This is a genomic window from Streptomyces sp. NPDC002623, assembly GCF_053592635.1.
Genome location: NZ_JBSFWB010000007.1, coordinates 242091 through 266690, shown reverse-complemented (window position 1 = coordinate 266690; position 24600 = coordinate 242091). Strand labels below are relative to the sequence as shown.

Sequence of the window (24600 nt, the reverse complement as noted above, 5' to 3'; positions counted from 1 at the left end):
GTCACCGACGCCGTTCGCACGCGACGCCTGGCCCGAGCGCACCTGGGCCAGGCGTCGCACCTTTTCCCGCACAACCAGGTGAGGTACGTCACCGGTCCCACCCATCTCTCCCCCACACGTGATCGATCCGCAACCAATTCCCCTCTTGACCGAGACCCATCAACCGTTCGCGTGATTACGCTCGCGCTCATGGAAGACTCCGCACCGCGCCCCACCCCCCAGGCGATCACCAGCGCGAACCCCGCCGACCGCCCCGTCTACGTCATCGGCGGCGGCCCCGGCGGACTCGCCACCGCGTACGCGCTGCGTGCCCAGGGCGTACGCGCGGTCGTCGTGGAGAAGGCCGACGGGGTCGGCGCGTCCTGGCGGGGCCACTACGACCGGCTGCATCTGCACACCACGCGCCGGCTCTCCGCCCTCCCGGGGCTGAAGATGCCGCGCCGGTTCGGGCGGTGGGTGGCCCGCGACGACATGGTGCGGTACCTGGAGAAGTACGCCGAGGTGCACGAGCTGGAGATCGTCACCGGCGTCGAGGTCTCCCGGATCGAGCGCGGCCCCGACGGCGTCGGCTGGCTGCTGCACGCCACCGGCGGCCGCGAGCTGACCGGCTCGGCGGTGATCGTCGCCACCGGCTACAACCACACCCCGCACCTGCCGAAGTGGCCCGGCCGCGAGGCGTTCACGGGTGAACTCACCCACGCCCGCGACTACCGCACCGGCAAGGACCACACCGGCCGGGACGTCCTCGTCGTCGGCGTCGGCAACACCGGCGCCGAGATCGCCGTCGACCTGGTGGAGAGCGGTGCGGCCCGGGTGCGGCTGTCCGTGCGCACGGCCCCGCACATCGTGCGCCGCTCCACGGCCGGGTGGGCCGCGCAGTACACGGCCGTCCTCGTACGGCGGCTGCCGGTGCGCCTCGTCGACCGGCTCGCGCGGCCGATGGCCAGACTGAGCGTGCCCGACCTGTCGGCGCACGGCCTGCCCCGCCCCGACAGCGGCCTCTACTCCCGGGTGCGGGAAGGCGCGATCCCGGTGCAGGACGTCGGCCTCATCGACGCGGTGCGCAAGGGCAAGGTGGAGATCGTGGCCGCCGTGGAGGGCTTCGAGGACGGCGGGAAGGTCGTCCTCGCCGACGGATCCCGGATCTCGCCGGACGCCGTCGTCGCCGCCACCGGATACGTCCGCGCCCTGGAGGGCCTGGTCGGTCACCTCGGCGTGCTCGACGACCGGGGCAGACCCGTCGCGCACGGCGCCCGCGCCCCGAAGGACGCCCCCGGCCTGTACTTCACCGGCTTCACCACCCCCATCAGCGGCACGCTCCGCGAACTGGCGATCGACGCGGAGAGGATCGCGAAGGCCGTCCGCAAGGCTTCCGACCGTCAACTGCGGTAATTCCGCTGCCCGTTACACCTGTGTCGGCTGACGACAGAAGTGGCGAGAGATGTAACGAGAGCGTTGTCGTGCGCCCCCGCACGGAGCCAGAATGTGAGCCCTGTTCACCTTTTCCGCTCCGCTCCCTCTCTACGGAGGACGCACGTGGCAAGTGAAAGTCAGCTCTCCCGCCGCTCCCTGCTCGGCCGCGGCGCGGCCGTGGCCGCCGGCGCCACCGCCCTCACCGCGACCGCCGCCGGCCCGGCCGCCGCGGCCGCCACCCGGGACGTGGACGTCGCCGTCGTGGGCGCCGGACTCGCCGGCCTCACCGCGGCCCGCGACCTGGTCGCCGCCGGCCGGACGGTCGCCGTCCTGGAGGCCCGCGACCGCGTGGGCGGCCGGGTGGTGAACCTGCCCCTGGCGAACGGCGGGGTCACGGAGGGCGGCGGCGAGTTCATCGGCCCCACCCAGGACCGGATGAAGGCGCTCGCCGACTCCCTCGGCGTGGCCACCTTCGCCACCTACAACACCGGCAAGAACCTCCTCTACAAGGACGGCAAGAAGACCCCGTACGCCACCGACGGCCTGCTCGGCTCGGTCCCGCCCATCGACGTGGCCGGGCTGGCCAACGCCGCGATCGTGCAGGCCTCGCTGGACGACATGGCCAAGACCGTGCCGGTCGACGCGCCCTGGACCGCCGCCAAGGCGGCCGAATGGGACAAGCAGACCTTCGAGACCTGGCTGAACGCCAACGCGGTCATCCCGTCGGCGAAGTTCCTCCTCGACGTGGCCTGCACCTCGATCTTCTCGGCCGAACCGCGCGAACTCTCGCTGCTCTTCGTGCTGTTCTACATCGCCGCCGCCGGCAACGCGTCGACGCCCGGCACCCTGGAACGCCTCACCGAGACCGCGAACGGCGCCCAGGAACTGCGCTTCGTCGGCGGCTCACAGCTCGTGCCGATCAAGCTCGCCGCCACCCTCGGCGACCGGGTGGTGCTGAACGCGCCGGTGCGCACGATCGCCAAGTCCGGAGCCAAGTACGTCGTGACGGCCGACGGCATCACCGTCACCGCCAAGCGGGTCGTCGTCGCCGTACCGCCGCCGCTCGCCGCCCGCATCACGTACGACCCGCTGCTGCCCGCCGCCCGCGACCAGCTCACCCAGCGTCTGCCGATGGCCTCGGTCGGCAAGGCGATCGCGATCTACGACACCCCGTTCTGGCGGGCCGACGGCCTCAACGGGCAGGTCGTCAGCGACACCGGCGTGGTCAGCTCCACGTTCGACAACTCCCCGCCGGACGCCTCCTACGGCGCGCTGATGGGCTTCATCGAGGCCGACGAGGCACGCGCCCACGACGCGGCGAGCGAGGCGGAGGTCAAGGCGGCGGTCCTGAAGGACTACGTGACGTACTTCGGCGAGAAAGCCGCCTCCCCCACGTCCTTCGTCCTGCAACGCTGGAACAACGAGGCCTACACGCGCGGCGGCCCGGTCTCCATCGCCGCGCCCGGCGTCCTGACCCAGTACGGCCCGGCCCTGCGCACGCCCGTCGGCGGCATCCACTGGGCCGGTACGGAGACGTCCGTCTACTGGATGGGCTTCATGGACGGAGCGGTGCGGTCGGGCGAGCGGGTGGCGAAGGAGGTCCTCGCGGTCCTGTAACCGTTCATTCAGCCGCTCATTTCCCGCTGCACGCCCATTCCTGACATCCCGTCAGTTATGTAATCTGACAGAGCGTCAGTTACTTGGCAGTCACACCTGACGGTCGGACATGGCAGTCACACAGGAGCGGGCGGACCGATGCTTGGATCAACCCACGGCACCCTCACCACCGACTCCCGCCGGGCCCGCGTCATCGCGTGCGGCGAGCAGCCCGGGCCTGCCGTCCACGGCCGGCGGGCCGCGGCGGACGACCTCGACGTCAGCGGGCGTCCGCTCTACGCGGACGTCCCCGATCTGGACCGGTTCTTCCGGCCCGAGTCGGTCGCGGTCGTCGGCGCCTCGGACGCCGAAGGGCGCCCCAACACCGGTGTCACCCGGCAACTGGTGAGCTGGGCCGAGCGGGTGGGGGCACGGCTGCATCCCGTGCACCCCACCCGCGAGACCGTTTTCGGCCGACTCTGCTTCCCGTCCGTCGGCGACCTGCCCGAACAGGTCGACCTGGCCGTCCTGTTGGTCGCCGACCCGCTGCCCGTGATCGAGCAGCTCGCCGAGACGAAGGTGAAGTTCGCGGTCGCCTTCGCCTCCGGGTTCGCGGAGACCGGCGAGGAGGGCGCGGCCGCGCAGGCACGGCTCGCGGCGGCCGTGACCCGCTCCGGCATCCGTCTCCTCGGCCCCAACACCAACCTCAACGCCTTCGAGCGGTTCCGCGAGGACCTCACCGGTCCGTCGATCGCGCTGATCACCCAGTCCGGCCACCAGGGCCGCCCGGTCTTCGCCCTCCAGGAGCTCGGCATCCGCCTCTCCCACTGGGCGCCGACCGGCAACGAGGCCGATCTGGAGACCGCCGACTTCCTCTCCTACTTCGCCGAACGCCCCGAGGTCGGCGCGATCGCCTGCTATGTGGAGGGCCTCAAGGACGGCCGCTCCTTCCTCCTCGCCGCCGACCGGGCCGCCCGCCGCGGGGTGCCGGTCGTCGCGGTCAAGGTGGGCCGCACCGAGACCGGCGCCCGCACCGCCGCCTCCCACACCGGCAAGCTGACCGGCGCGGACGAGGTCGTGGACGCCGCGATGCGCCAGTACGGCGTGATCCGCGTCGACGGTCTGGACGAACTCCAGGACACCGCGACCCTGTTGGCGCGGGCCCGGCCCCCACAGGCGGACGGCGTCGTCGTCTACTCCATCTCCGGCGGCACCGGCGCCCACGCGGCCGACCTGGCGACGACGGCGGGCCTCAACCTGCCGGTTCTGTCCACGACGAAACAGGCCGAACTGCACCAGTGGATCCCCGAGTACCTGAACGTGGCCAACCCGGTGGACAACGGGGGCCACCCGGTCGGCGACGAGCGCGGCCGGAAAATCATCGACGCGATCCTCGACGACCCGGCCGTCGGCGTCCTGATCTGCCCGATCACCGGCCCGTTCCCGCCCCTCAGCGACCGCCTGGTCCAGGACCTGGTGGACGCGGCGGAGCACACGGACAAGCTGGTATGCGTGATCTGGGGCTCCCCGGTGGGCACCGAACCGGCCTACCGGGACGTGCTGTTGGGCTCCTCCCGGGTGGCGACCTTCCGCACCCTCGCCAACTGCATCACGGCCGTCCGCGCCCACCTCGACCACCACCGCTTCGTCAGCGACTACCACTCCCCCTTCGACGAGGCCCCGCGCACCCTCTCCCCGTCCTTCCGCAAGGCGCAGCTCCTGATGCGGCCCGGACAGCAGCTGAGCGAGCACGCGGCGAAGCAGCTGCTGCGCGCCTACGGCATCCGGGTCCCGCGCGAGCAGCTGGTGACCAGCGCGGCGGCGGCCGTACGGGCGGCGGGACTGGTCGGCTACCCGGTGGTGATGAAGGCGTCCGGCGCGCAGATCGCCCACAAGACCGAACTCGGGCTGGTGAAGATCGGCCTGACCTCGGCCAGCCAGGTCAGGGACGCCTACCGCGAGTTGACCGACATCGCCCGCTACGAGGGCGTCGCCCTGGACGGCGTCCTGGTGTGCCAGATGGTGGAGCGGGGCGTGGAGATGGTGGTCGGCGTCACGCACGACGAGCTCTTCGGGCCCACGGTCACGGTCGGCCTGGGCGGAGTGCTGGTGGAGGTCCTCCGGGACGCGGCCGTGCGCGTCCCGCCGTTCGGCGAGGACCAGGCCCGCGACATGCTTGCCGAACTGCGCGGCCACGCCCTGCTGGACGGCGTCCGCGGCCGCCCCCCGGCCGATGTGGACGCCCTCGTCGAGGTCGTCCTGCGGGTCCAGCGCATGGCCCTGGAACTGGGCGACGACCTCGCCGAGCTCGACATCAACCCCCTGGTGGTACTGCCCTGGGGACAGGGTGCGGTGGCGTTGGACGCGCTGGCGGTGTGCCGATGACGACCGCCTCGGAAGGGAGCCCGACCATGCCCTCCACCTCTCCCGCTGTGGAGATCACGACCGACCACCAGGTCACGCACCTCGTCCTCAACCGCCCCGAGACCCTCAACGCCCTCACGCCCGAGGCCCGCGACCGGCTGATCGACCTCCTCGCCGCGGCCTCCGCCGACCCGGACGTACGCGCGGTGATCCTGACCGGCACCGGCCGCGGTTTCTGCGCGGGCGCGGACCTCCGGGGCGCGGGCGGCGCGACGGGCGAGCGGATCGCCGGTGACGTGGCCCGCACCCTTCGCGTCGGCGCCCAGCGCCTGATCGCCGCGGTCCTCGACTGCGAGAAGCCGGTCATAGCCGCCGTGAACGGCACGGCGGCCGGCCTCGGCGCGCATCTCGCCCTCGCCTGCGACCTCGTCCTGGCCGCCGAATCGGCCCGCTTCATCGAGGTGTTCGTCCGCCGCGGCCTGGTCCCGGACGGCGGCGGCGCCTATCTCCTCCCCCGGCTGATCGGCCCGCACCGCGCCAAGGAGCTGATGTTCTTCGGCGACGCCCTCACCGCGCCGGACGCCGAACGCCTGGGCCTGGTCAACCGGGTGGTCCCGGACGGCGACCTGGACAAGACCGCGCGCGAGTGGGCGGCCCGCCTCGCCGCAGGCCCCACCCGAGCCCTGGCCCTGACCAAGCAGCTCGTCAACGCCTCCCTCGACACCGACCGCACCACCGCCTTCGCCGCCGAGGCCACCGCCCAGGAGATCAACATGACGACGACAGACGCAAGGGAGGGCGTGGCAAGCTTCACGGAACGCCGCGAGGCCCACTTCCGGGGCCGCTGACCCTCACGAGCTCCGCACCTGCGCCGAAGAGTCTGCTCGCACTCTTCCTTCCTGACGGACCGTCAGCTTCAATGGAAAACGTGATGGGACATGCAGGAATGGCAGCCGCGGCCGTCCGATACCTCGGAACGGGCCGCCCGGTGGAGGCACTTCCACGCCCCGAACTGCGCTGCGTCCGCGCGGACGAGCGAGCGCCGGTGGATCAGGGGGAGTTCCGGCGGGTGCTGGGGAGCTTCGCGTCCGGTGTGACCGCTCTGACGGCTGCGACCCCGGACGGCCCCGCCGGCTTCGCCTGTCAGTCGTTCTCCGCCCTCTCCCTCGACCCGCCCCTGGTCGCCTTCATGGTCGGCCGCACCTCCACGACCTGGCCGCGCATCGCCCGCGCGGGCGCGTTCTGCGTGAACGTCCTGAGCGCGAGCCAGGGCCCGCTCTGCCGGGCCTTCGCGGCGAGCGGCACGGACAAGTTCGCGGGCGTCGACCACGACGCGGCCCCGGTGTCCGGCGCGCCGCGCCTCGCGGGCACGCTCGCGTGGATCGACTGCACGATCCACGCGGTCCACACGGGCGGCGACCACCTCATCGTCGTAGGCAGGGTGGACGCCCTGGGCACGGGCCCGGACACGGACGACGCCCCCCCGCTCCTGTTCCACAAGGGACGGTTCCTCTGACGGGTCGATGCTGTTGGGCCTCTGCTGACGGGCCTCTCACTTCACGTACTCGACGATCTGCATCATGCCCTCGTCGCCGTGCTGGAGCTGGTGGCAGTGCAGCATCGAGCGGCCGGTGAAGTCCTCGGCGCGCAGCCGGAAGGTGATCGTGCCGTGGGGCGGGATGCTGACGGTGTCGTGCCAGACGGGCGTGGCCAGCGGGCGGTTGTCGACGGCGGTGAGCAGGAAGTGGTTGGTGTGCAGGTGAAAGGGGTGATGGCTGTGGCTGTGGCTGCGGGAGTCGTTGGCGACCGTCCACTCCTCGACCTCGCCCAGCCGGATGCGCTGGTTGACGAAGTCGGGTGCGAAGCGGCCCCAGGCGAGATCGCTGTGGCCGGCGCGGGGGTCGGCGGGCGGGGTCTCGCCGTCGCCGAGGATGCGGTGGGCGTTCGGAAAGGCGCCTGACAGGACGTTCTGGTAGCTGCGGAAGGTCAGCGCGCGGGTGCGCGTGGGCGCGGGCAGACTGGTGGGCCGGCCGGGCAGGCTGGTCGGCAGCGCCATCGGCCGGGGGGCACCGGTGACGACCAGCGTCAGCAGGGGCTGAGCGGCGTCTCCGGCGGTGAACCGGTAGGTGCCGGGTGCGCCGCCGCGGACCAGCAGGTCGGCGCGCCCGCCCATCGGAAGGGTCAGTCCGGTGACGGCGACGGGGCTCATGAACGTAATGCCGTCGCAGGCGATCTGGTGCATCTCGTGCCCGCCCAGACTGAGGAAGTGAGCGGTGACCGGCCCGGCGTTGACGACCCGCCAGCGCTGGACCTCACCCGGGGCGATGGTCAGCATGGGGTTCTTCGCGCCGTTGACCAGGAACGTCGAGGGGAGGTCGTCGTACGTGCCTTCAGACGTCAGATCCGGCACCCGCCCGGCGGACAGCTTCAACTCATTGATGCAGACGACGACGTCCTTGGCGGCGGCGATCTCGGGCACCTCGTCGACGTCGCCCTCGACGATGATGACCCCGGCCAAGCCGCTCAGCAGCTGGGTCGTGGTGGACCCGTGCTGATGCGGGTGATACCAGAAGGTCCCGGCCGGATGATCGGCGGGAACGGCGATGCTGCTGCGGTAGACAGCGCCCTCCCCGTCCACCCCGTCCGCCGCACCCGCCGCACCCGCCGCGCCCGGCTCGAAGGCGCGGTAGACGTTGTCCGCATCCCCCGTGGGATCGACATGCATGCCGTGCGTGTGCAGGTTGAACGTGTTGAAGTGATGCGGCACGTTGACGTCCCCGTGCATCCCCGCGGTGTTCGGCGGCAACGCGTTGACATGCGTGATCTCGAGAGAGTCCCCGGCCCGCACCCGCAAGGTCGGCCCAGGCACACCCCCTTCGTAGGCCCGCGTGACGACACTGCCCACCCCGGGCAGAACCAGCTCGCTGAACCGAACACTCAACCGGGTGACCAGCCGCCCCGTCTCCGCCGACGCCCTGCGCACCTCCGGCTGGGGAAACCCGCCCTCGCCCGCTTCCCCCGCCCCCGCACGCGCCCCCGCCCCGGTCCCCACGCCGACCACGGCCGCCCCGGCGACAGCCGGCAGACACTTCAACACACCACGACGACCCACCGACGTCATGAACCACCTCTTCGGACGACCAACCCCATCACGCTATGTAGCCATACAATACGTGGAGTAGTCATGAGTGGGCGTCAAAAGGTCACATACCAACACGCGCCGCCGGAGATGCGCCACACAGGGCCACCGCCCTCAGGCCACCGCCAGTCCCGGAGTCGCCGGTGGCCGGCGGATCACCAGTGCCATCAGCGCCGCCGCCGCGCACAGCGCGCCCGAGGCGTACCAGACCAGGTCGTAGGAGCCGAAGGTGTCGCGGGCGAAGCCGCCCAGGAAGGCGATCAGGGCCGCGCCGACCTGATGGGAGGCCAGGACCCAGCCGAAGACGATGGCGCTGTCCTCGCCGTAGTGCTCACGGCACAGGGCAAGGGTGGGCGGGACGGTGGCGACCCAGTCGAGGCCGTAGAAGACGATGAAGAAGATCATCGGAGGGTGGACCGTCGGGGCGAGCAGCATCGGGAGGAAGAGCAGCGAGACGCCGCGCAGCGCGTAGTACACCGCCAGCAGTCGGCGCGCGTCGAAGCGATCCGTGAACCAGCCGGAGGCGATCGTGCCGACGACGTCGAAGACGCCGATGACGGCGAGGAGCGAGGCCGCGGCGGTGACCGGCATGCCGTGGTCGTGCGCCGCGGGCACGAAGTGGGTCTGGACCAGGCCGTTCGTCGAGGCGCCGCAGATCGCAAAGGTACCGGCCAGCAGCCAGAACGGGCCGGTGCGCACCGCCGAGAAGAGCACGCGCAGCGTGCGACGCGCGGCCCCCGTCACCGGCGCCGGCTTCGGCACGAACTCCGTCGCCCCGTACGGCTTCTGGCCCACGTCCGCCGGGTGGTCGCGCAGCAGCAGCCAGACGAAGGGGACGACGACCAGGGCGGCCAGCGCCACCGTCACCGCCGCCGGACGCCAGTCGTAGCGTGTGACCATCCAGGACAGCAGCGGCAGGAAGATCAGCTGGCCGGAGGCGGAGGCCGCGGTCAGGATGCCGCTGACCAGGCCCCGGCGCTCGGTGAACCAGCGGTTGGTGACCGTCGCGGCGAAGGCGAGCGCCATCGAGCCCGAGCCGAGGCCGACCAGCAGGCCCCAGTACAGCAGGAGTTGCCAGGCCGCCGTCATCCACACCGTCAGCAGCGAGCCGGCCGAGATCACGGTCAGGGCCACCGCGACGACGCGGCGGATGCCGAAGCGGTCCATCAGCGCCGCCGCGAACGGGGCGGTGAGGCCGTACAGCGCCAGGTTGATCGAGACCGCCGCGCCGATCGTGCCGCGCGACCAGCCGAACTCCTGGTGCAGCGGGTCGATGAGCAGGCCGGGGACGGAGCGGAAGGCCGCCGCGCCGATGATCGTGACGAAGGTGACGGCGGCGACGAACCAGGCGCGGTGGATGCGAAGGCGAGTAGGGGGCTTCTGATCCTCTATGGCTGCGGGAGCCTCGCTTGTCTGGGTCACGACATAAAGGGTGCGGTGTCCGTCTCCTCACATCGAGTGGCCCGAAGGACAGTATTCGTTAGGATCGGGCCATGAGCCTCCCCGGTCAGGACACTCCTCCGCAGGCGCCGCACCGTGTCGCCGTCCTCGCCCTCGACGGTCTGCTCCCCTTCGAGCTGGGCATCCCGCACCGCATCTTCGGCCGCCCCAAGGACGCCGCGGGACGGCATCTGTACGAGGTCGTCACCTGCTCCGTCCGGCCGCCGGGACCCGTCGAGACGGACGCCGACTTCGCGATCATGGTCGAGCACGGCCCGGAGACGCTGGCCACCGCCGACACCGTGATCGTCCCGGCGTCGTACGAGCTCGGGCCGGTCTTCGAGGAGGGCGTCCTGACCGAGGACCTCGCCGCCGCCCTCGCCCACATCCGGCCCGGCACCCGCCTCGCCTCCATCTGCACCGGCGTGTACGTCCTGGCCGCCGCCGGCTTCCTGGACGGCCGTCCCGCCACCACGCACTGGGCGGACGCGGACCGGCTGCAGCGGCTGTTCCCGCAGATCGAGGTCGACCAGGAGGTCCTGTTCATCGACGACGGCGACGTCCTCACCTCGGCCGGCGTCGCCGCCGGCATCGACCTGTGCCTGCACATGGTCCGCCGCGACCACGGCACCGCCGTCGCCAACGACGTCGCCCGCCGCACCGTCGTGCCGCCGCACCGCGACGGCGGCCAGGCGCAGTACATCGAGCGGCCGGTGCCCGACCCCCAGCAGGCGACCACGACGGCCGCCCGTGTGTGGGCGCTGGGCCGCCTCCACGAGCCGATCCAGCTGCGTGACATGGCCGAGCAGGAGGCCATGTCGGTACGGACGTTCACCCGCCGCTTCCGCGAGGAGGTCGGCATCAGCCCCGGCCAGTGGCTCGCCCAGCAGCGCGTCGAGCGGGCCCGGCACCTGCTGGAGTCCAGCGACCTGTCCGTCGACCAGATCGCCCGGGACGCCGGTTTCGGCACCGCCCAGTCGATGCGCCAGCACCTACAGGCGGCCCTCGGAGTCACCCCGACCGCCTACCGCCGAACCTTCCGGACCGGGGACGCCAGAGGCCTGCGAACCGGCGGGGCGCCGGCCGGCCGGACCTGACGCGACGGCGGTGTCGGCGCCCTGCACCGACCGGGCGGCGTGCCGTGCCTCGCCCCACCAGCCGAGCGTGGTCAGCGCCAGCGTCAGGCCCACCCCGGCCAGGATCGCGGTCGACGGCGCCACCACCCGGAGCAGCGCGCCGGCGAGCGAACCCGTCGCCGCGTAACCCGCCCCGGCCGCCGCGTACATGACGGAGTAGCCCGCGGCCAGGGCGTTCGGCGGGAGCGCCTCGCGCAGGGCGAGGTTGCGGGTGAGCATCGCGCCCGTCTGGAGCGTGCCGCCCACGGCCAGCGCCGCCGCGATCCCCACCGCGTCCGGTATCAGCGCGGCGAGGGTCACACAGACCGACGTCCCGGCCATCAGCGCCGCGCTGCGGGTGCGCAGCCGCCCCGGCCAGCTGCGCAGGCCGTAGGCGAACGCACCGAGGCCGCCGCCCACCGCCATCCCCGTCAGCAGCGGGCCGGACCAGCCGACGCCGACGCCCCGCTGTTCGAGCAGCGCCGGCAGGACGAGTTCGGCCAGGCCGAGCAGGGTCAGACTGGCCGCCCCCGTGACATACACCGGCCAGGCCCCGGCCAGCACCCGCATCCGCGCCCCACCGCCCCCGCCCCCACCGCCGGTGTCGTCCGCGCCCCAGGCGGCCGGCAGAAAGCACAGGCCGACGAGCGAGGACGCCATCAGCGCGGCGGCGAGGAGCAACGGGACGCGCGGCGCGACGCCCAGGGCCAGGCCGGCGACCGCGGCCGGGGAGACCGCCCACACGCCGGCCGTCAGCATCGACTCGACCGACAGCGCCTGCGTGGCCGCACGCTCCGGCACCAGCGCGGTGAGCAGCGTGCGCAGACCCCCGGTGGACGCGGCCGGGGCGGCGCCGGCCACGAGCGCGAACCCGGCGAGCACGACCGGATGCGCCCCCGGAAATCCCCCCAGCCCCGCGAAGCCGACGGCTCCGACCCCGAGCCCGACGGCCAGGTGCAGCCGGGCGCGCTCATGGCGCAGCCGCAGCCCGAGGACCGGCGCGCCCACGATCTCGCCGAGGACGTAGACCGCCGCGAGAAGCGCGCCCAGCGAGTAGCCGCCGGGGCGCTCGCGCACCAGGAACACCACGGCCAGCGGTGCCATGGCGACCGGCATACGAGCGCCGACGGCGGTTAAGGCCCAGGCCAGAACCTGTTTGGTGGCGACGTCACGGTAGGTCGTGACTCGACCGTAGGCGGTGGCGCCGACATCGCCCACGAATTTTCCCCGCCCTGTGGATAACTCCGGACAGCCCCCGCGCCACCGGTCCTGCCCCGAGTCCTGTCCCGACTCCTGGCCCGACTCCGGCCCGCAGTCCTGCCCCGAGTCCGGCCCTCAGCCCTGCCCCGAGTCCTGCCCCGAGTCCCGCGGCGCCCGTCAGAACGTCAGCACCCCCCGCGCCACCCGCCCCGCCTCCGCGTCCGCCGCCGCCTTCTCGAAGTCCTCGACCGGATAGACCTGCGTGACGAGTTCGTCGAGCAGCAGCCGGCCCTCGCGGTACAGCCCGGCGTACAGAGCGATGTCGCGCTGGGGGCGGGAGGCGCCGTAACGGCAGCCCAGGATCGCCTTGTCCAGGAACAGGGAGGAGACCCGGAAGGACGCCTCGGCGGTCGCCGGCGGCACGCCGAGCAGCACCGCCTGTCCGTGCCGGTCCAGCAGATCGATCGCCGCGCGGATCAGCTCGACCTTCCCCACGCATTCGAAGACATGGTCCGCGCCCGTCGGGAGGACGTCCCGCACGCCCTCCGCCGACGGCAGGAACTCGGTCGCCCCGAACTGCCGGGCCATCGCCTCCTTCGCCGGGTTCGCGTCGACGGCCACGATCCGCGACGCGCCCGCGATCCGCGCCCCCTGCAGCACGTTGAGCCCGATCCCGCCCGTCCCGATGACGACGACGCTCTCCCCGTACCCCACCCGCGCGCGGTTGAGCACGGCCCCGACCCCGGTCAGCACCCCGCAGCCGATCAGCGCGGCGGACGTCAGCGGGATGTCCTTCGGTATCGGCACCGCCTGCACCGCCTTCACCACCGTGCGCTCGGCGAAGGCGGAGTTGGCCGCGAACTGGTGGATCGCGCTCCCCGCGCGCGTGAACGGCTTCCGGGGCCGCCCGATGGCCTGCCGGCACATCGTCGGCCGACCGCGGTCGCACTCCGCGCAGGTACCGCAGTTGGCGAGCGTGGACAGCGCGACATGGTCCCCGGGGACGACATGCGTGACGCCCGCACCGACCTGCGCCACCACCCCCGCGCCCTCGTGCCCGAGGACGACAGGCGCCGGGAAGGGGATCGTCCCGTCGACCACCGACAGATCGCTGTGGCACAGCCCGGCCGCCGTGATCGCGACCAGCACCTCACCCGGCCCGGGGTCGCGCACCTCCAGGTCGTCGACGACCTCGGCCCGCTTCCCGTCGAACACCACGCCTCGCATCAGACGACCTCCTTGCGGTCTCTGGGCAGGCCGAGCACCCGCTCGGCAATAATCGTGCGCTGGATCTGGTCCGAGCCGCCGTAGATCGTGTCGGCCCGGGAGAACAGGAACAGGTGCTGCGCGTCGTCGAGTTCATACGGCGAGGAGGGCGACCAGTCGGCCGGTCCGACGCCCGCCGCCGCGCCCCGCACCTGCATCGCCACCTCGCCCAGCCGCTGGTGCCAGCCCGCCCACAGCAGCTTGGCCACGCTCGGCGCGCCCGGCCCGCCCGAGCCGCCCAGCGTCCGCAGCGCGTTCCACCGCATGGTGCGCAACTCGGCCCACAGCCGCACCAGCCGCTCGCGCACGACGGGGTCGTCGGCCGCGCCCGTCTCCACCGCGGTACGGATCACCCGCCCCAACTCCGCGGCGAAGCCGATCTGCTGGGCCAGGGTCGACACCCCGCGTTCGAAGCCGAGGAGGCTCATCGCGACCCGCCAGCCGTCGCCCTCCGCGCCCACGAGGTGCTCCACGCGCGCGTGCGCCCCGTCGAAGAAGACCTCGTTGAACTCGCTGGTGCCGGTCAGCTGCCGGATCGGCCGCACCTCGATCCGCCCCGGCTGGTCCATCGGGACGAGGAGAAAACTCAGGCCGCGATGCCGCCTCGACTCCGGGTCGGTCCGGGCGAGCACGAAGCACCAGTCGGCCTCATGGGCGAGCGACGTCCAGATCTTCTGGCCCGTGACCCGAAAACCCCCCGCCGACTCGCGCACGGCCGCGGTACGCACCCCGGCGAGATCCGACCCGGCCCCGGGCTCGCTGTACCCCTGGCACCAGAGCTCCGTGCCGGCGGCGACGGGCGGCAGGAACCGCTTCTTCTGCTCATCGCTGCCGTGTGCCAGGAGGGTGGGGGCGAGGAGGTTCTCCCCGATGTGCCCGGAGCGGGCCGGCGCCCCCGCCCCCGCGTACTCCTCGGCCCAGGCGACCTGCTGGGTGAGGGAGGCGGTCCGATTCCCGTACCCGCCTTCGCCCCACCCGAGCCCGATCCAGCCGGCCGCGCCGAGGCCGCGTTCCCAGGCCCGCCGGTCGGCCGGATACGGCGCCTGCCCGGCGAGCCAGGCCCGCGCCTCCAGGCGGAACTCCTCATCGACGGGAGTGAATCCGAACTCCACGTTCACCTCCTGAGTCAGGCCACGAAAGGCGCACCCCCGAGCTACCGGTCGTTCGGTCGAGCCCCGTCCCGCGCCGCTCGAGCCATCTCCTCCAACCGCGCGAGCATCGGCATCGGGTCCACCCCCACCGCCCCCGGCAACACCTCCGCGATCCGCTCAGGCGTCCAGGAGCCCCCCTCCGCATAGACCGAACGGAGTTCCCTGGGCTGCGCCCACACCGCGATCTTCGGTCCGGCGACCGTGTACACCTGCCCGGTGACCCCCGCGTCCCGCGCCTGCTCCGACAGCAGATAGACCACGAACGCGGCCACGTCCTCCGGCTCGCCGATCTCCGCCAGCTCCATGGGCACGCCGGCGGACATCCGCGTCCGCGCCACCGGCGCCACCGCGTTGGCGGTGACCCCGTACTTGTGCAGGCCGAGCGCCGCGCTCCGCACGAGCGAGATGATCCCGCCCTTCGCCGCGCTGTAGTTGGCCTGGGAGACGGACCCCTGGTGGTTGCCGCTGGTGAAGCCGATCAACGTTCCCGCCCGCTGCTGCCGCATCACCGCGGCGGCGGCCCGGAACACGGTGAACGTCCCCTTCAGATGGGTGGCGACGACCGGGTCCCACTCCTGCTCGGACATGTTGAACAGCATGCGCTCGCGCAGGATCCCGGCCACGCAGACGACCCCGTCGAGCCGTCCGTACGAGGCCAGCGCCACGTCGACGACGCGCTGTCCGCCCGCCATCGTGGAGATGTCGTCGGCGACGGCGACGGCCTCTCCGCCCGCCGCCTCGATCTCCTTGACGACGGTCTCGGCGATCTCGCTCGTGGGCGCGGCCCCGTCCACGCCCACCCCGTAGTCGTTGACGACGACCCGCGCGCCCTCGGCCGCCGCCGCCAGCGCGACCGCCCGGCCGATCCCGCGTCCGGCGCCCGTCACCGCGACGACCCTGCCTGCCAAGAAGTTCCCCACGCCCGGCCCCTTCCCACAGTTTCTGACGGACCGTTAGATTTTATGTCCCGTCAACTGGGCCAGGACAAGCCCCGGGGAGGCACCGGATGTCACTGCCGGCCGAGTTCCACGACATCGCCAAGCGCGTCAACAACTGGGGGCGATGGGGGGCCGACGACGAGATCGGCACACTGAACCTCATCACCGACGACGTCGTCCGGGCGGCGGCGGCCGAGATCCGCACCGGCCGCCGCGTCCCGCTCGCGCTGCCGCTCAGGGAGGACGGCGTGCAGACCGGGATGATCCCGGGGCGGGTCAACCCCCTGCACGCCATGGTGCAGATCAACCAGGAGATCTTCGGCCCGGGGACGGTGGCGTGCAGCGACGACGCCGTGACCATGGGCCTGCAGGCCGGCACCCACTGGGACGCGCTGACGCACGTCTCGCACTCGGGGAAGCTCTACAACGGCCGCCCGGCCGCCACCATCACCCCGCACGGCGGGGCCGAGTTCAGCGGCATCGACAAGGCGCGGCACATCGTCTCGCGCGGGGTGCTCCTGGACGTGGCACGCGCGCGTGGCGTCGATCGGCTGGCGGGCGGACACGCCGTCACCCCGGAGGACCTGGAGGCGGCCGAGGAACTGGCCGGCACGCGCGTGCGTGCGGGCGACATCGTGCTCGTACGGACCGGGCAGGTCCAGGTCTATCTGTCCGGCGACAAGCACGCCTACGGCTATCCGTCGCCCGGGCTGTCGGTCCGTACGCCGCAGTGGTTCCACGCGCGCGATGTGGCGGCGGTCGCCAACGACACCCTCACGTTCGAGATCTTCCCGCCGGAGATCGACGACCTGTGGCTGCCCGTACACGCGCTCGATCTCGTGGAGATGGGGATGCTGCAGGGCCAGAACTGGAATCTCGAAGAGTTGTCCACAGCCTGTGGACAAGCGGGCCGCTATGCGTTCTGGCTGTCGGCGATGCCCGAGCCGTTCGTCGGCGGGACGGGAACTCCGGTGGCCCCCGTAGCCGTTCTCTGAGCACCCCACGACCCCACCCACGACCCACCTCGGCTGGCGGCGCGCGGCTGCCCGCCCCGAGCACGGCACCGCGCACCGCCATCCGACTCCGGCGTACCTGCCCCGTCTCCCCTCGGCCCTGAGGGAACCGACGCCGAATCACGACCCACACTCGACAAGGGCTCCCGTCACCGAAGCCCTCGCCGTCCCCTCACGGCGAATCGCTGACCACAAGCGTGATCAAACGGACACGTGGCGTCAACACCAGAACGGGGATTTTTTACTTATGCCCGATTTGTAATGGGCGCGCACGGAAGCACAGCCAGGCGCACCGCCCCCCGCCCGGCCGAAGCCGACAGCGCTTTCTGCGCCCATGCTCCGCACCCTGCGAGGCATTCGCACCCGTGCGCCGTCAGCCGGTCGACCCGTGAACCCGGCAGCCCGGCAGTCGGTCGGCCCGTGAACCCGGCAGCCCGTCAGCCCGGCAGTCGGTGGGCCCGTCGGGCCGGCGCCCGTCCGCGCGCGAGTCCGTCGGGCCGGCGCCCGTCCGCACGCGGGTCCGGCAGCTGTCGGTCCGTCAGACGACCTCGTACGCGAGCCCTCCGTAAGCCGGCTCGACGGCCTCCTGCCGCACCGCCGCGCACTCGGCCGCGCCCCCGCGATCCGCCTCGACCTCGCTCGGCCTCGCACAGCGGTCCAGTTCGCACCAGATCCGCTTGCCCGCGCCCTCGACGCTCCAGCCCCAGCGGTCCGCGAGGCCGTCGACGAGGGCCAGACCGCGGCCGCCCGTCGCCTCGTCGCCGGCGCACCGGGGCACGGGGGCCCGGTCGCTGGTGTCGGCCACCTCCAGGCGGACGACGGACGGCTCGGCCGCCTGGCCCGGCCCCGCCGACCCGCCGGGCAGGGAGAGCCGCAGCACGGCCGGACAGCCGGTGTGCACCACGGCGTTGGTGACCAGTTCGGAGACGAGCAGGATCAACGTCTCGGCGAGCGGCTCCTCGTCCCCTATCCCGGACCCGGCCAGGCGCGAACGGGCCCACCTCCGGGCGCGCCCCACCTCAGCAGGGTCGGGCCGGATCTCCAGCTGCACTTGAAGCACCTGCACCGCTCACACCATCCGAACCGGCGGACACATGGCCGTACGCCACGCGAGCCACGCGAGCCGCGTGTGCACCATGACGACGGGGGCCACGATCGTAGCCATTTTCTGCATGGCCAGAACAACAGCCAGAGGCAGGGTGACGGAACGTGAATCCCTTACGAGACAGCTTGATTGACGGACAGTCACCTCAACAAGCGCTTCGGGCATATTCCAGCGCGAAGGATTACCCGTGCGGCATACTGTGCGACGCCCGCCCCGGGGAGTCGAACAGGCGGGGGCCGAAGGCCCGTCCGCCCTGCGAGCGGCGGCGCGCACCGCCGGATCCGGCACCGCCCCAGGGGCACCACCGGCATGGCTCATGCTCGGAACCACTCGCATCCCACAGAAGGTACCGGAGCGACCCGTCGACTCCGGGCCGTGACGGGTCACGCATCGGACACAACCCGATATCGACGCTGCGTGATTCCGGTATGCCACAATCCGCGACATCCGCACGGCCGTCCGCCCGCCGCCCCCGACCGTCACCGCAGGCAGACGCCGCCGACGGCCGCTATCGACCCGCCCCGGACAGCAGATCGCCCGCCAACAGCTCCTCACTCTCCGTAGCCGAACCCGCACGTCGGGTACGCACCCAGGCACGTTTCAGCAGGAGATGGACGTCCGCCTCCCAGGTGAACCCCATGCCGCCGTACACCTGGAGGCAGTCGCGCGCCCCGCGTACGGCGGCCTCGTCGGCGAGGAGCCGGGCCGCCGCGATGTCGACGGGGTCGGCCGTGACGGCGGCCGCGTAGACCGCCGCACGGGCCACCTCGACCCGCACCAGCAGCTCCGCGCACAGATGCTTGACCGCCTGGAAGGCCCCGATCGGCTGCCCGAACTGCTCACGCGCCCGGGCGTGTTGCACGGCCAGCTCGCACGCGCGTGTGGCGGTGCCCAGCTGCTCGGCCGCGGTGAGGAGGACGACGACGGGGTCCACGGCCGACGCGCCGGGCACCGCGCCCGGCACCCGGTGCAGCGGTGTGAGCGGGTCCACCGAGCGCAGCGGCACGGCCCCCTCGGCGTCCCCGCACACGACGTCCGCCGCCGCCAGCCACTCCACCGGCCCGCCGCCGTGGACGGCGGCGACGACCGTCTCGCCGTCGGCCGCGCCGGGCACGCGTCCCGCCGCGAGGTGCGTGGCCAGCAGCGGTCCGGGCAGCAGGGCCCGGCCCGCCTCCTCGAACGCCAACACCGCCTCGGGCAGCCCCAGTCCGACCCCGCCGTCCGCCTCGGGCAGCCGCAGGGCGAAGAAGCCGGCCGCCCCCAGCTCCCGCCACAGCGCGCGGTCCAGCGATCCCGGCCGGTCCACGGCGGCCCGCAGCGCCTCCCGGTCGAAGCGGCGCGCGAGCAGTCCCCGCACCCCGTCCCGCAGTGCTCGTTGATCGTCCGTCAGCTGAAAGCGCATGTCGGACCGTTCACCTCCCCTTCGGCAGGCCCAGGATCCGCTCGGCCACGATGTTCCGCTGGATCTGCGAGGTACCGGCGGCGATGGTGTACGACAGCGAGGAGAGCCGGTCGAGGGCCCAGGGGCGGTCGAGGTCGAGCGCCGCGTCGCCCAGGACGTCGGCGGCGGCTTCGTACAGCTCCTGGCGCGCCTGCGAATACCTCAGCTTGAAGACCGATCCCCCGACGCCCGGCAGGCCCCCGCCGGCCTCGGCCTCGCTCACGTTCCACTGGGTCAGCCGCCAGAGCGCCCGGAACTCGGCGTTGAGCAGGCCCAGCCGCCTCCGTAGGGCCGGATCGTCCCAGCGGCCGTTCCTCCATGCCTCATGGGCGAGTTCGCCGAGCACGCGCCGACAGGCGACGACCTCGCCCACGAAGGCGGTGCCGCGTTCGAAGGACAGCGTCACCATCGTCACCCGCCAGCCGTCGTTCTCGTCCCCCACCCGGTTCGCGACCGGCACCCGCACCTCGTCCAGGAACACCTCGGCGAACTCGGCGGACCCGGCGAGGGTGCGCAGCGGGCGGACGGTGACGCCGGGGACGTCCATGGGCATGGCGAGCCAGGTGATGCCCTTGTGCTTGGGGGCGGCCGGGTCCGTGCGGACCAACAGTTCGCACCAGTCGGCGACTTCCGCGTGCGAGGTCCAGATCTTGGAGCCGCTCACCACGTAGTCGTCGCCGTCGCGCCACGCGCGCGTGCGCAGCGCCGCGAGATCGGACCCCGCGTCGGGCTCGCTGAAGCCCTGGCACCAGACCTCCTCGCCGCGCAGCACGGGCGGCAGCCAGCGGTCCCGCTGCTCGGCCGTCCCCTCGGCCGCGATCGTCGGCCCCGCGTGCAGCAGTCCGACGAAACCCGCGCCCACATAGGGCGCGCCCGCCTTCTCCGTCTCCTCCAGGAAGATCAGCCGGACGGTCGGGGAGGCGTCCCAGTGAACGTGGGCGTACCCGGCGTCGTACAGCGTGCGCTGCCAGCCGAGGTCGTACGCCCTGCGGGCCGGCCAGTCGTCCGGGGACGGCTTCGGCGGCAGGCCCGGCAGCGTCTTGCCGAGCCACTCCCGCAGCCGCGCCCGGAACTCCTCTTCCTCCGGGGTGTACGTGAGGTCCATGGGCGGGCCTACTTGTCGAGATCCAGGTCCAGCATGCGGATCGCGTTGCCCCGCATCAGCTTGTAGACCGTCTCGTCGTCGAGTCCCTTCACATGGTCGAGGGCGACCTCCTTGGTGTGCGGGAAGGTCGAGTCGACGTGCGGGTAGTCCGTCTCGAAGGTGGCGTTGTCGCGCCCGACCACGTCCAGGGACGCGACCCCGTGCTTGTCGCGGAAGAAGCAGCAGAACATCTGCCGGTAGTAGTACGTGGACGGCGGCTCGGGGATGAGATCCCGGACGCCGCCCCACGCGCGGTGCTCCTCCCAGACGTCGTCGGCGCGCTCCAGGGCGTACGGGATCCAGCCCATCTGACCCTCGGAGTAGGCGAGTCTGAGGCGCGGGAAGCGCACCAGGACGCCGCTGAACAGGTAGTCCATCATCGAGGCCATCGCGTTGTTGAACGACAGGGACGCCTGGACGGCCGGGGGCGCGTCGGGCGAGGCGGCCGGCATCTGCGACGAGGAGCCGATGTGCATGTTGACGACCGTCCCCGTCTCCTCGCACACCGCGAAGAACGGGTCCCAGTAGCCCGAGTGGATCGACGGCAGCCCGAGGTGGCTGGGGATCTCGGAGAAGGTCACCGCGCGCACCCCGCGGGCCGCGTTGCGCCGGATCTCCGCGACCGCCAGGTCGATGTCCCACAGAGGGATCAGGCACAGCGGGATCAGCCGGCCGCCGCTGCCCCCGCACCACTCTTCGACCATCCAGTCGTTGTAGGCGCGCACACAGGCCAGCGCGACCTCCTTGTCGTGCGCCTCGGCGAAGGTCTGCCCGCAGAAGCGGGGGAAGGAGGGGAAGCAGAGGGAGGCCTCGACGTGGTTGAGGTCCATGTCCGCCAGCCGGGCCTTCGGGTCCCAGCAGCCGCGCCGCATCTCCTCGCGGGTGATGCCCTCCAGCGTCATCTCGTCGCGGTCGAAGCCGACGGCGGCGATATTGCGCTTGTACGGGAACTTCAGGTCCTCGTAGATCCACCAGTCGGTGGGCTGGCCGTCCGGGTCCATCGTGATCTGGTACTTCCCGGCGACGTAGGCGAGCTCGCCGATCCCGGCGGTGAGGGGCTGCGGCCCGCGGTCGCGGTATTTGCGCGGCAGCCAGGTCGCGAAGAGGTGCGCGGGTTCGATCACGTGGTCGTCGACGCTGACGATGCGCGGCAGTTCGGTCATGGGGACCCCCACTCGTGAATCCTCTGAGATCTGCTGGACGAGATCTGATGAGATCTGACGAGATCTGATGGACCGTCAGATTCGACGTACCGAGAAGGCTAGTGCGGCACCCCTGGACCAGCAAGGCACCGAGCCCTACGCTCTGCCCACGATCTGACAGACCGTCAGCTACAGGGGGCCGCCGTGACCGACACCGCCCACGAGCTGAGCGCGTCCCGAACCCTCTGGGACCTGCTCGCCCGCCGCGCCGAACTCACCCCCGACCGCCGGGTCCTCCTCCAGGAGGAGCGCGCGCTGACCTTCGGCGAGCTGCGCGAGCGGGCCGAGCGGGTCGCGGCCGGGCTGCACGACATGGGCGTCCGCCCCGGCACGGTCGTCGCCTGGCAGCTGCCGACCCGCCTGGAGACCGCCGTCCTGTCCTTCGCCCTGGCCCGCCTCGGGGCCGTGCAGTCGCCCGTCATCCCCTTCTACCGCGACCGCGAGGTCGGCTTCGCGCTGCGCGAGTCGAAGGCGGAGTTCTTCGCGGTGCCCGGCGTCTGGCGGGGCTTCGACCACACCGAGATGGCCCGGCGGCTCGGCGCGAAGGGCGTCTTCGAGGCCTACGACGACCTGCCCGAGGGCGATCCCGCGACGCTCCCCGCCCCGCCCGCCGACGGCACCTCGGTCCGCTGGATCTACTGGACCTCCGGCACCACCTCCGACCCCAAGGGTGTGCTGCACACCGACCGCTCGCTGATCGCCGGCGGCTCCTGCCTCGCCCACGCACTGCGCCTGACGGCGGACGACGTCGGCTCGATGGCGTTCCCGTACGCCCACATCGCCGGCCCCGACTACACCGTCATGCTCCTGCTGTACGGCTTCCCGGCGGTGATGTTCGAGCACTTCGCGCTGCCGGACGCACTGGAGGGGTACCGGCGGCACGGGGTGACGGTGGCGGGCGGCTCGACGGCCTTCTACTCGATGTTCCTCGCCGAGCAGCGCAAACAGCCGCACACGCGCGTGATCCCCACGCTACGGCTGCTCGCGGGCGGCGGAGCGCCCAAGCCGCCCGAGGTGTACCACGCGGTCGTGCGCGAGATGGGCGTGCAGCTGACGCACGGCTACGGGATGACCGAGGTCCCGATGATCACCATGGGGGCGCCGGACGACACCGCGGAGAACCTCGCGACCACGGAGGGGCGGCCGCCCGAGGGCATGGAGATCCGCGTGGTGGAGGGCGAGGTGCGGCTGCGCGGGGAGGCCGTGTGCCGGGGCTATCTGGATCCCGGCCAGAGCGCCGAGGCCTTCGACGCGGACGGGTTCCTGCGCACCGGCGACCTGGGGCACATGACCGACAGCGGGCATCTGGTCCTCACCGGGCGGTTGAAGGACGTCATCATCCGCAAGGGGGAGAACGTGTCCGCCAAGGAGATCGAGGACCTGCTGGCCGCCCACCCGGCCGTCGGGGACGTCGCGGTGATCGGCCTGCCGGACGCGGAGCGCGGCGAGCTGGTGTGCGCGGTGGTGGAACGGGCGCCGGGGGCCGGGGAGCCGTTGACCCTGGAGGCGGTCACGGCGTATCTGCGCGCGGGCGGGCTGTCGGTCCACAAGCTGCCGGAGCGGCTGGAGGTGGTGGAGGCGCTCCCGCGCAACGAGACGCTGCGGAAGGTGTTGAAGTACAAGCTGCGCGAGCGCTTCTCGCCGGCCGCCGGATAGCGGCCGCGGCTACGGCGCGGCTGCGGCCACGGTGCGGCTGCGGCCACGGTGCGGCTGCGGCTGTGGCTACTCGGGGACCGTGAAGTAGCGGGCGAAGGCGGGGACGATCTCCGCCTCGCCGACCCTGCCGTCCGCGTCGGCGTCGAGAGCCTCGGCGGCCGCCCGGGCGACCTCGTCGGGCGCTCCGAGGGCCGTGAGCACCCGTACCGTGTCCTCGACCGTGGCCCGGCCGTCGCCGTCGGCGTCGGCGATGTCCAGGGCCGCGTGCAGGAAGGGGCGGGCGATCTCGGCGAACCGCTCCGGGTTGTCCCTCAGGCGCTTGACCGCGCCGTTCACGAACTCGTCCCGGGTGATGCGCTGGTCGCCGTCCCGGTCGGCGATGCCGGCCATGCCCTGCCAGAAGGCCTCGGCGCCCGCGTAGAGGGCCTGCCCCTTGTCGGAGCGGGCCGTGGCGCCGAACTCGGCGAGCACCGCCTTGGCCGCCGCGCCGAAGTCCTCCCGGTCGATGTAGCCGTTGCCGTCCTGGTCGAAGGTGGCGAACCGCGCGGCGATCCTGCGTCCGTACTCACTGCTGACCATGTCTTCTCGGACCACCTGACGTCGTCGTGTGGAGATGCTTCCGGCAGGGAGCGTACGACGCCGGGGACGTCCGGGCGGCGGGAAAGCGACGCCTGTGCCAAGACCGGGGGAATTTCAGGACAAGGGTGTGGCAGAGCGACTACAGGGCCCGGGCCGGGAACTACGCCGAGAGCGGTTCCGTCCCGTCGTCCACCGCGGCCGCGAGGTCGCCGTAGACGTCGAAGAGCCGGCGCACCCCCAGCGCGCCCAGGACCCGGTTGACGTGGGAGCCCTCGGCCGCGCCCCGCGCGGGGAGGATCAGCCGCAGTCGCCCCCGGCAGGAGCGGATGAGGCGGCGGGCGGCGATGAGGACGCCGACGCCGCTGGAGTCGCAGAAGTACACCTCGGAGAGGTCCAGGACGAGATCGTGGCGGCCCTCCGCCACCTCGTCGTGGACCCGCTGACGCAGCGCCGGCGACGTCACCAGGTCCAGCTCGCCCGACACATGGAGCACGGCCCATCCGCCCTGCTCGCCGCCGGTCACTTTGAAGGCCACCACCACGCCTTTCGCTCGCTGTAGCGCGCCGCAGCCCGCCGAAAACGGAAGCTGTCCCTTCGCTTCCTTGCAGCGCGGCTGCCCAGCGGCCGTGCCCCGAAACACCGACGGGAAAACGGATCCATAGCGAATGAGAGAGAAAGAGGCTTGTTCCAGTCAGTTCCAGTCCGATTCGATCCTTGTCGGTCGGGTAGGCGCGACTCATACCACCCACTCGCTGACAAGGGGCGCTCATTGAAACAAAGGGGCGTGCGTTGTCGGACGTGCCGACTACATTCGAGGTGACGGTGGACGCACGCTGGA

General features: G+C 72.3%; 20 protein-coding genes. 8 read left to right on the top strand and 12 right to left on the bottom strand.

Annotated elements, in window-relative coordinates:
- The first annotated feature begins 189 nt into the window (after positions 1 to 189).
- The 5 genes from ACWD4O_RS15500 (at position 190) to ACWD4O_RS15480 (ending at position 6889) form a co-directional block, all read left to right on the top strand.
- The gene (locus tag ACWD4O_RS15500) at positions 190 to 1392 is read left to right on the top strand and encodes a flavin-containing monooxygenase (RefSeq protein ID WP_451280189.1); all 1203 of its coding nucleotides are present in this window, start codon (positions 190 to 192) and stop codon (positions 1390 to 1392) included.
- Between the two features lie 144 nt (positions 1393 to 1536).
- A complete protein-coding gene (locus ACWD4O_RS15495; RefSeq protein WP_451280188.1) occupies positions 1537 to 3030 on the top strand; it encodes a flavin monoamine oxidase family protein in 1494 nt (497 codons plus the stop codon).
- A 138-nt stretch (positions 3031 to 3168) separates the two neighbouring features.
- Positions 3169 to 5394 carry an acetate--CoA ligase family protein gene (locus tag ACWD4O_RS15490; RefSeq protein WP_451280187.1) on the top strand — a complete coding sequence of 742 codons (2226 nt, stop codon included), beginning with the start codon at positions 3169 to 3171 and terminating at the stop codon, positions 5392 to 5394.
- Between the two features lie 26 nt (positions 5395 to 5420).
- Positions 5421 to 6221, top strand: a complete 801-nt coding sequence (locus ACWD4O_RS15485; RefSeq protein WP_451280186.1) for an enoyl-CoA hydratase/isomerase family protein — start codon at positions 5421 to 5423, stop codon at positions 6219 to 6221.
- Positions 6222 to 6304: 83 nt separating this feature from the next.
- Positions 6305 to 6889 carry a flavin reductase family protein gene (locus tag ACWD4O_RS15480; protein ID WP_451280185.1) on the top strand — a complete coding sequence of 195 codons (585 nt, stop codon included), beginning with the start codon at positions 6305 to 6307 and terminating at the stop codon, positions 6887 to 6889.
- A 36-nt stretch (positions 6890 to 6925) separates the two neighbouring features.
- Here ACWD4O_RS15480 and ACWD4O_RS15475 read toward each other — a convergent pair whose 3' ends face one another.
- Together ACWD4O_RS15475 and ACWD4O_RS15470 are read right to left on the bottom strand one after the other, a co-directional pair.
- Positions 6926 to 8494 (bottom strand): multicopper oxidase family protein, encoded by a 1569-nt coding sequence (locus ACWD4O_RS15475; protein ID WP_451280184.1) that lies wholly within the window; start codon positions 8492 to 8494, stop codon positions 6926 to 6928.
- A gap of 132 nt (positions 8495 to 8626) precedes the next feature.
- Positions 8627 to 9934, bottom strand: a complete 1308-nt coding sequence (locus tag ACWD4O_RS15470; RefSeq protein ID WP_451280183.1) for an MFS transporter — start codon at positions 9932 to 9934, stop codon at positions 8627 to 8629.
- Positions 9935 to 10005: 71 nt separating this feature from the next.
- On the opposite strand from ACWD4O_RS15470, the gene ACWD4O_RS15465 reads away from it, so the two are divergent.
- Positions 10006 to 11049: a GlxA family transcriptional regulator gene (locus ACWD4O_RS15465; RefSeq protein WP_451280182.1), complete on the top strand. Its 1044-nt coding sequence runs from the start codon at positions 10006 to 10008 to the stop codon at positions 11047 to 11049.
- Here ACWD4O_RS15465 and ACWD4O_RS15460 read toward each other — a convergent pair.
- The 4 genes from ACWD4O_RS15460 to ACWD4O_RS15445 all read right to left on the bottom strand — a co-directional run bounded on the left by ACWD4O_RS15460 (position 10945) and on the right by ACWD4O_RS15445 (position 15604).
- Positions 10945 to 12183: an MFS transporter gene (locus tag ACWD4O_RS15460; RefSeq protein WP_451280321.1), complete on the bottom strand. Its 1239-nt coding sequence runs from the start codon at positions 12181 to 12183 to the stop codon at positions 10945 to 10947. The two genes, ACWD4O_RS15465 and ACWD4O_RS15460, sit on opposite strands and share 105 nt — an antisense overlap.
- 261 nt (positions 12184 to 12444) lie before the next feature.
- Positions 12445 to 13494, bottom strand: coding sequence for a Zn-dependent alcohol dehydrogenase (locus ACWD4O_RS15455; RefSeq protein WP_451280181.1), 1050 nt, complete (start codon positions 13492 to 13494; stop codon positions 12445 to 12447).
- Positions 13494 to 14645, bottom strand: a complete 1152-nt coding sequence (locus ACWD4O_RS15450; protein WP_451280180.1) for an acyl-CoA dehydrogenase family protein — start codon at positions 14643 to 14645, stop codon at positions 13494 to 13496. Before ACWD4O_RS15450 ends, ACWD4O_RS15455 begins: the two co-directional genes overlap by 1 nt.
- Before the next feature lie 41 nt (positions 14646 to 14686).
- Positions 14687 to 15604 carry an SDR family NAD(P)-dependent oxidoreductase gene (locus ACWD4O_RS15445; RefSeq protein ID WP_451280179.1) on the bottom strand — a complete coding sequence of 306 codons (918 nt, stop codon included), beginning with the start codon at positions 15602 to 15604 and terminating at the stop codon, positions 14687 to 14689.
- An 86-nt stretch (positions 15605 to 15690) separates the two neighbouring features.
- On the opposite strand from ACWD4O_RS15445, the gene ACWD4O_RS15440 reads away from it, so the two are divergent.
- Positions 15691 to 16617 carry a cyclase family protein gene (locus ACWD4O_RS15440; protein WP_451280178.1) on the top strand — a complete coding sequence of 309 codons (927 nt, stop codon included), beginning with the start codon at positions 15691 to 15693 and terminating at the stop codon, positions 16615 to 16617.
- 556 nt (positions 16618 to 17173) lie between these two features.
- Here ACWD4O_RS15440 and ACWD4O_RS15435 read toward each other — a convergent pair.
- The 4 genes from ACWD4O_RS15435 to ACWD4O_RS15420 all read right to left on the bottom strand — a co-directional run bounded on the left by ACWD4O_RS15435 (position 17174) and on the right by ACWD4O_RS15420 (position 21488).
- A complete protein-coding gene (locus ACWD4O_RS15435; protein WP_451280320.1) occupies positions 17174 to 17686 on the bottom strand; it encodes an ATP-binding protein in 513 nt (170 codons plus the stop codon).
- 562 nt (positions 17687 to 18248) lie between these two features.
- Positions 18249 to 19142, bottom strand: a complete 894-nt coding sequence (locus tag ACWD4O_RS15430; protein ID WP_451280177.1) for an acyl-CoA dehydrogenase family protein — start codon at positions 19140 to 19142, stop codon at positions 18249 to 18251.
- Between the two features lie 10 nt (positions 19143 to 19152).
- Positions 19153 to 20286, bottom strand: coding sequence for an acyl-CoA dehydrogenase family protein (locus tag ACWD4O_RS15425; protein ID WP_451280176.1), 1134 nt, complete (start codon positions 20284 to 20286; stop codon positions 19153 to 19155).
- Between the two features lie 8 nt (positions 20287 to 20294).
- The gene (locus ACWD4O_RS15420; protein ID WP_351904696.1) at positions 20295 to 21488 is read right to left on the bottom strand and encodes an amidohydrolase family protein; all 1194 of its coding nucleotides are present in this window, start codon (positions 21486 to 21488) and stop codon (positions 20295 to 20297) included.
- 183 nt (positions 21489 to 21671) lie between these two features.
- On the opposite strand from ACWD4O_RS15420, the gene ACWD4O_RS15415 reads away from it, so the two are divergent.
- On the top strand, positions 21672 to 23183 hold the full coding sequence (locus tag ACWD4O_RS15415) for a class I adenylate-forming enzyme family protein (RefSeq protein ID WP_451280175.1): 1512 nt from the start codon (positions 21672 to 21674) through the stop codon (positions 23181 to 23183).
- A 66-nt stretch (positions 23184 to 23249) separates the two neighbouring features.
- Here the strand turns inward: ACWD4O_RS15415 and ACWD4O_RS15410 are convergent, their stop codons facing one another.
- Positions 23250 to 23762, bottom strand: coding sequence for an EF-hand domain-containing protein (locus ACWD4O_RS15410; protein WP_451280174.1), 513 nt, complete (start codon positions 23760 to 23762; stop codon positions 23250 to 23252).
- A 160-nt stretch (positions 23763 to 23922) separates the two neighbouring features.
- Positions 23923 to 24303, bottom strand: a complete 381-nt coding sequence (locus ACWD4O_RS15405) for an STAS domain-containing protein (RefSeq protein ID WP_451280173.1) — start codon at positions 24301 to 24303, stop codon at positions 23923 to 23925.
- Between the last annotated feature and the right edge of the window lie 297 nt (positions 24304 to 24600).

Coding starts and splice junctions, on each gene's coding strand:
- ACWD4O_RS15500 (WP_451280189.1), top strand. CDS start 190: ATGGAAGACTCCGCACCGCGCCCCACCCCCCAGGCGATCACCAGCGCG.
- ACWD4O_RS15490 (WP_451280187.1), top strand. CDS start 3,169: ATGCTTGGATCAACCCACGGCACCCTCACCACCGACTCCCGCCGGGCC.
- ACWD4O_RS15485 (WP_451280186.1), top strand. CDS start 5,421: ATGCCCTCCACCTCTCCCGCTGTGGAGATCACGACCGACCACCAGGTC.
- ACWD4O_RS15480 (WP_451280185.1), top strand. CDS start 6,305: ATGGGACATGCAGGAATGGCAGCCGCGGCCGTCCGATACCTCGGAACG.
- ACWD4O_RS15475 (WP_451280184.1), bottom strand. CDS start 8,494: ATGACGTCGGTGGGTCGTCGTGGTGTGTTGAAGTGTCTGCCGGCTGTC.
- ACWD4O_RS15465 (WP_451280182.1), top strand. CDS start 10,006: ATGAGCCTCCCCGGTCAGGACACTCCTCCGCAGGCGCCGCACCGTGTC.
- ACWD4O_RS15460 (WP_451280321.1), bottom strand. CDS start 12,183: ATGCCGGTCGCCATGGCACCGCTGGCCGTGGTGTTCCTGGTGCGCGAG.
- ACWD4O_RS15455 (WP_451280181.1), bottom strand. CDS start 13,494: ATGCGAGGCGTGGTGTTCGACGGGAAGCGGGCCGAGGTCGTCGACGAC.
- ACWD4O_RS15440 (WP_451280178.1), top strand. CDS start 15,691: ATGTCACTGCCGGCCGAGTTCCACGACATCGCCAAGCGCGTCAACAAC.
- ACWD4O_RS15430 (WP_451280177.1), bottom strand. CDS start 19,142: ATGCGCTTTCAGCTGACGGACGATCAACGAGCACTGCGGGACGGGGTG.
- ACWD4O_RS15425 (WP_451280176.1), bottom strand. CDS start 20,286: ATGGACCTCACGTACACCCCGGAGGAAGAGGAGTTCCGGGCGCGGCTG.
- ACWD4O_RS15420 (WP_351904696.1), bottom strand. CDS start 21,488: ATGACCGAACTGCCGCGCATCGTCAGCGTCGACGACCACGTGATCGAA.
- ACWD4O_RS15410 (WP_451280174.1), bottom strand. CDS start 23,762: ATGGTCAGCAGTGAGTACGGACGCAGGATCGCCGCGCGGTTCGCCACC.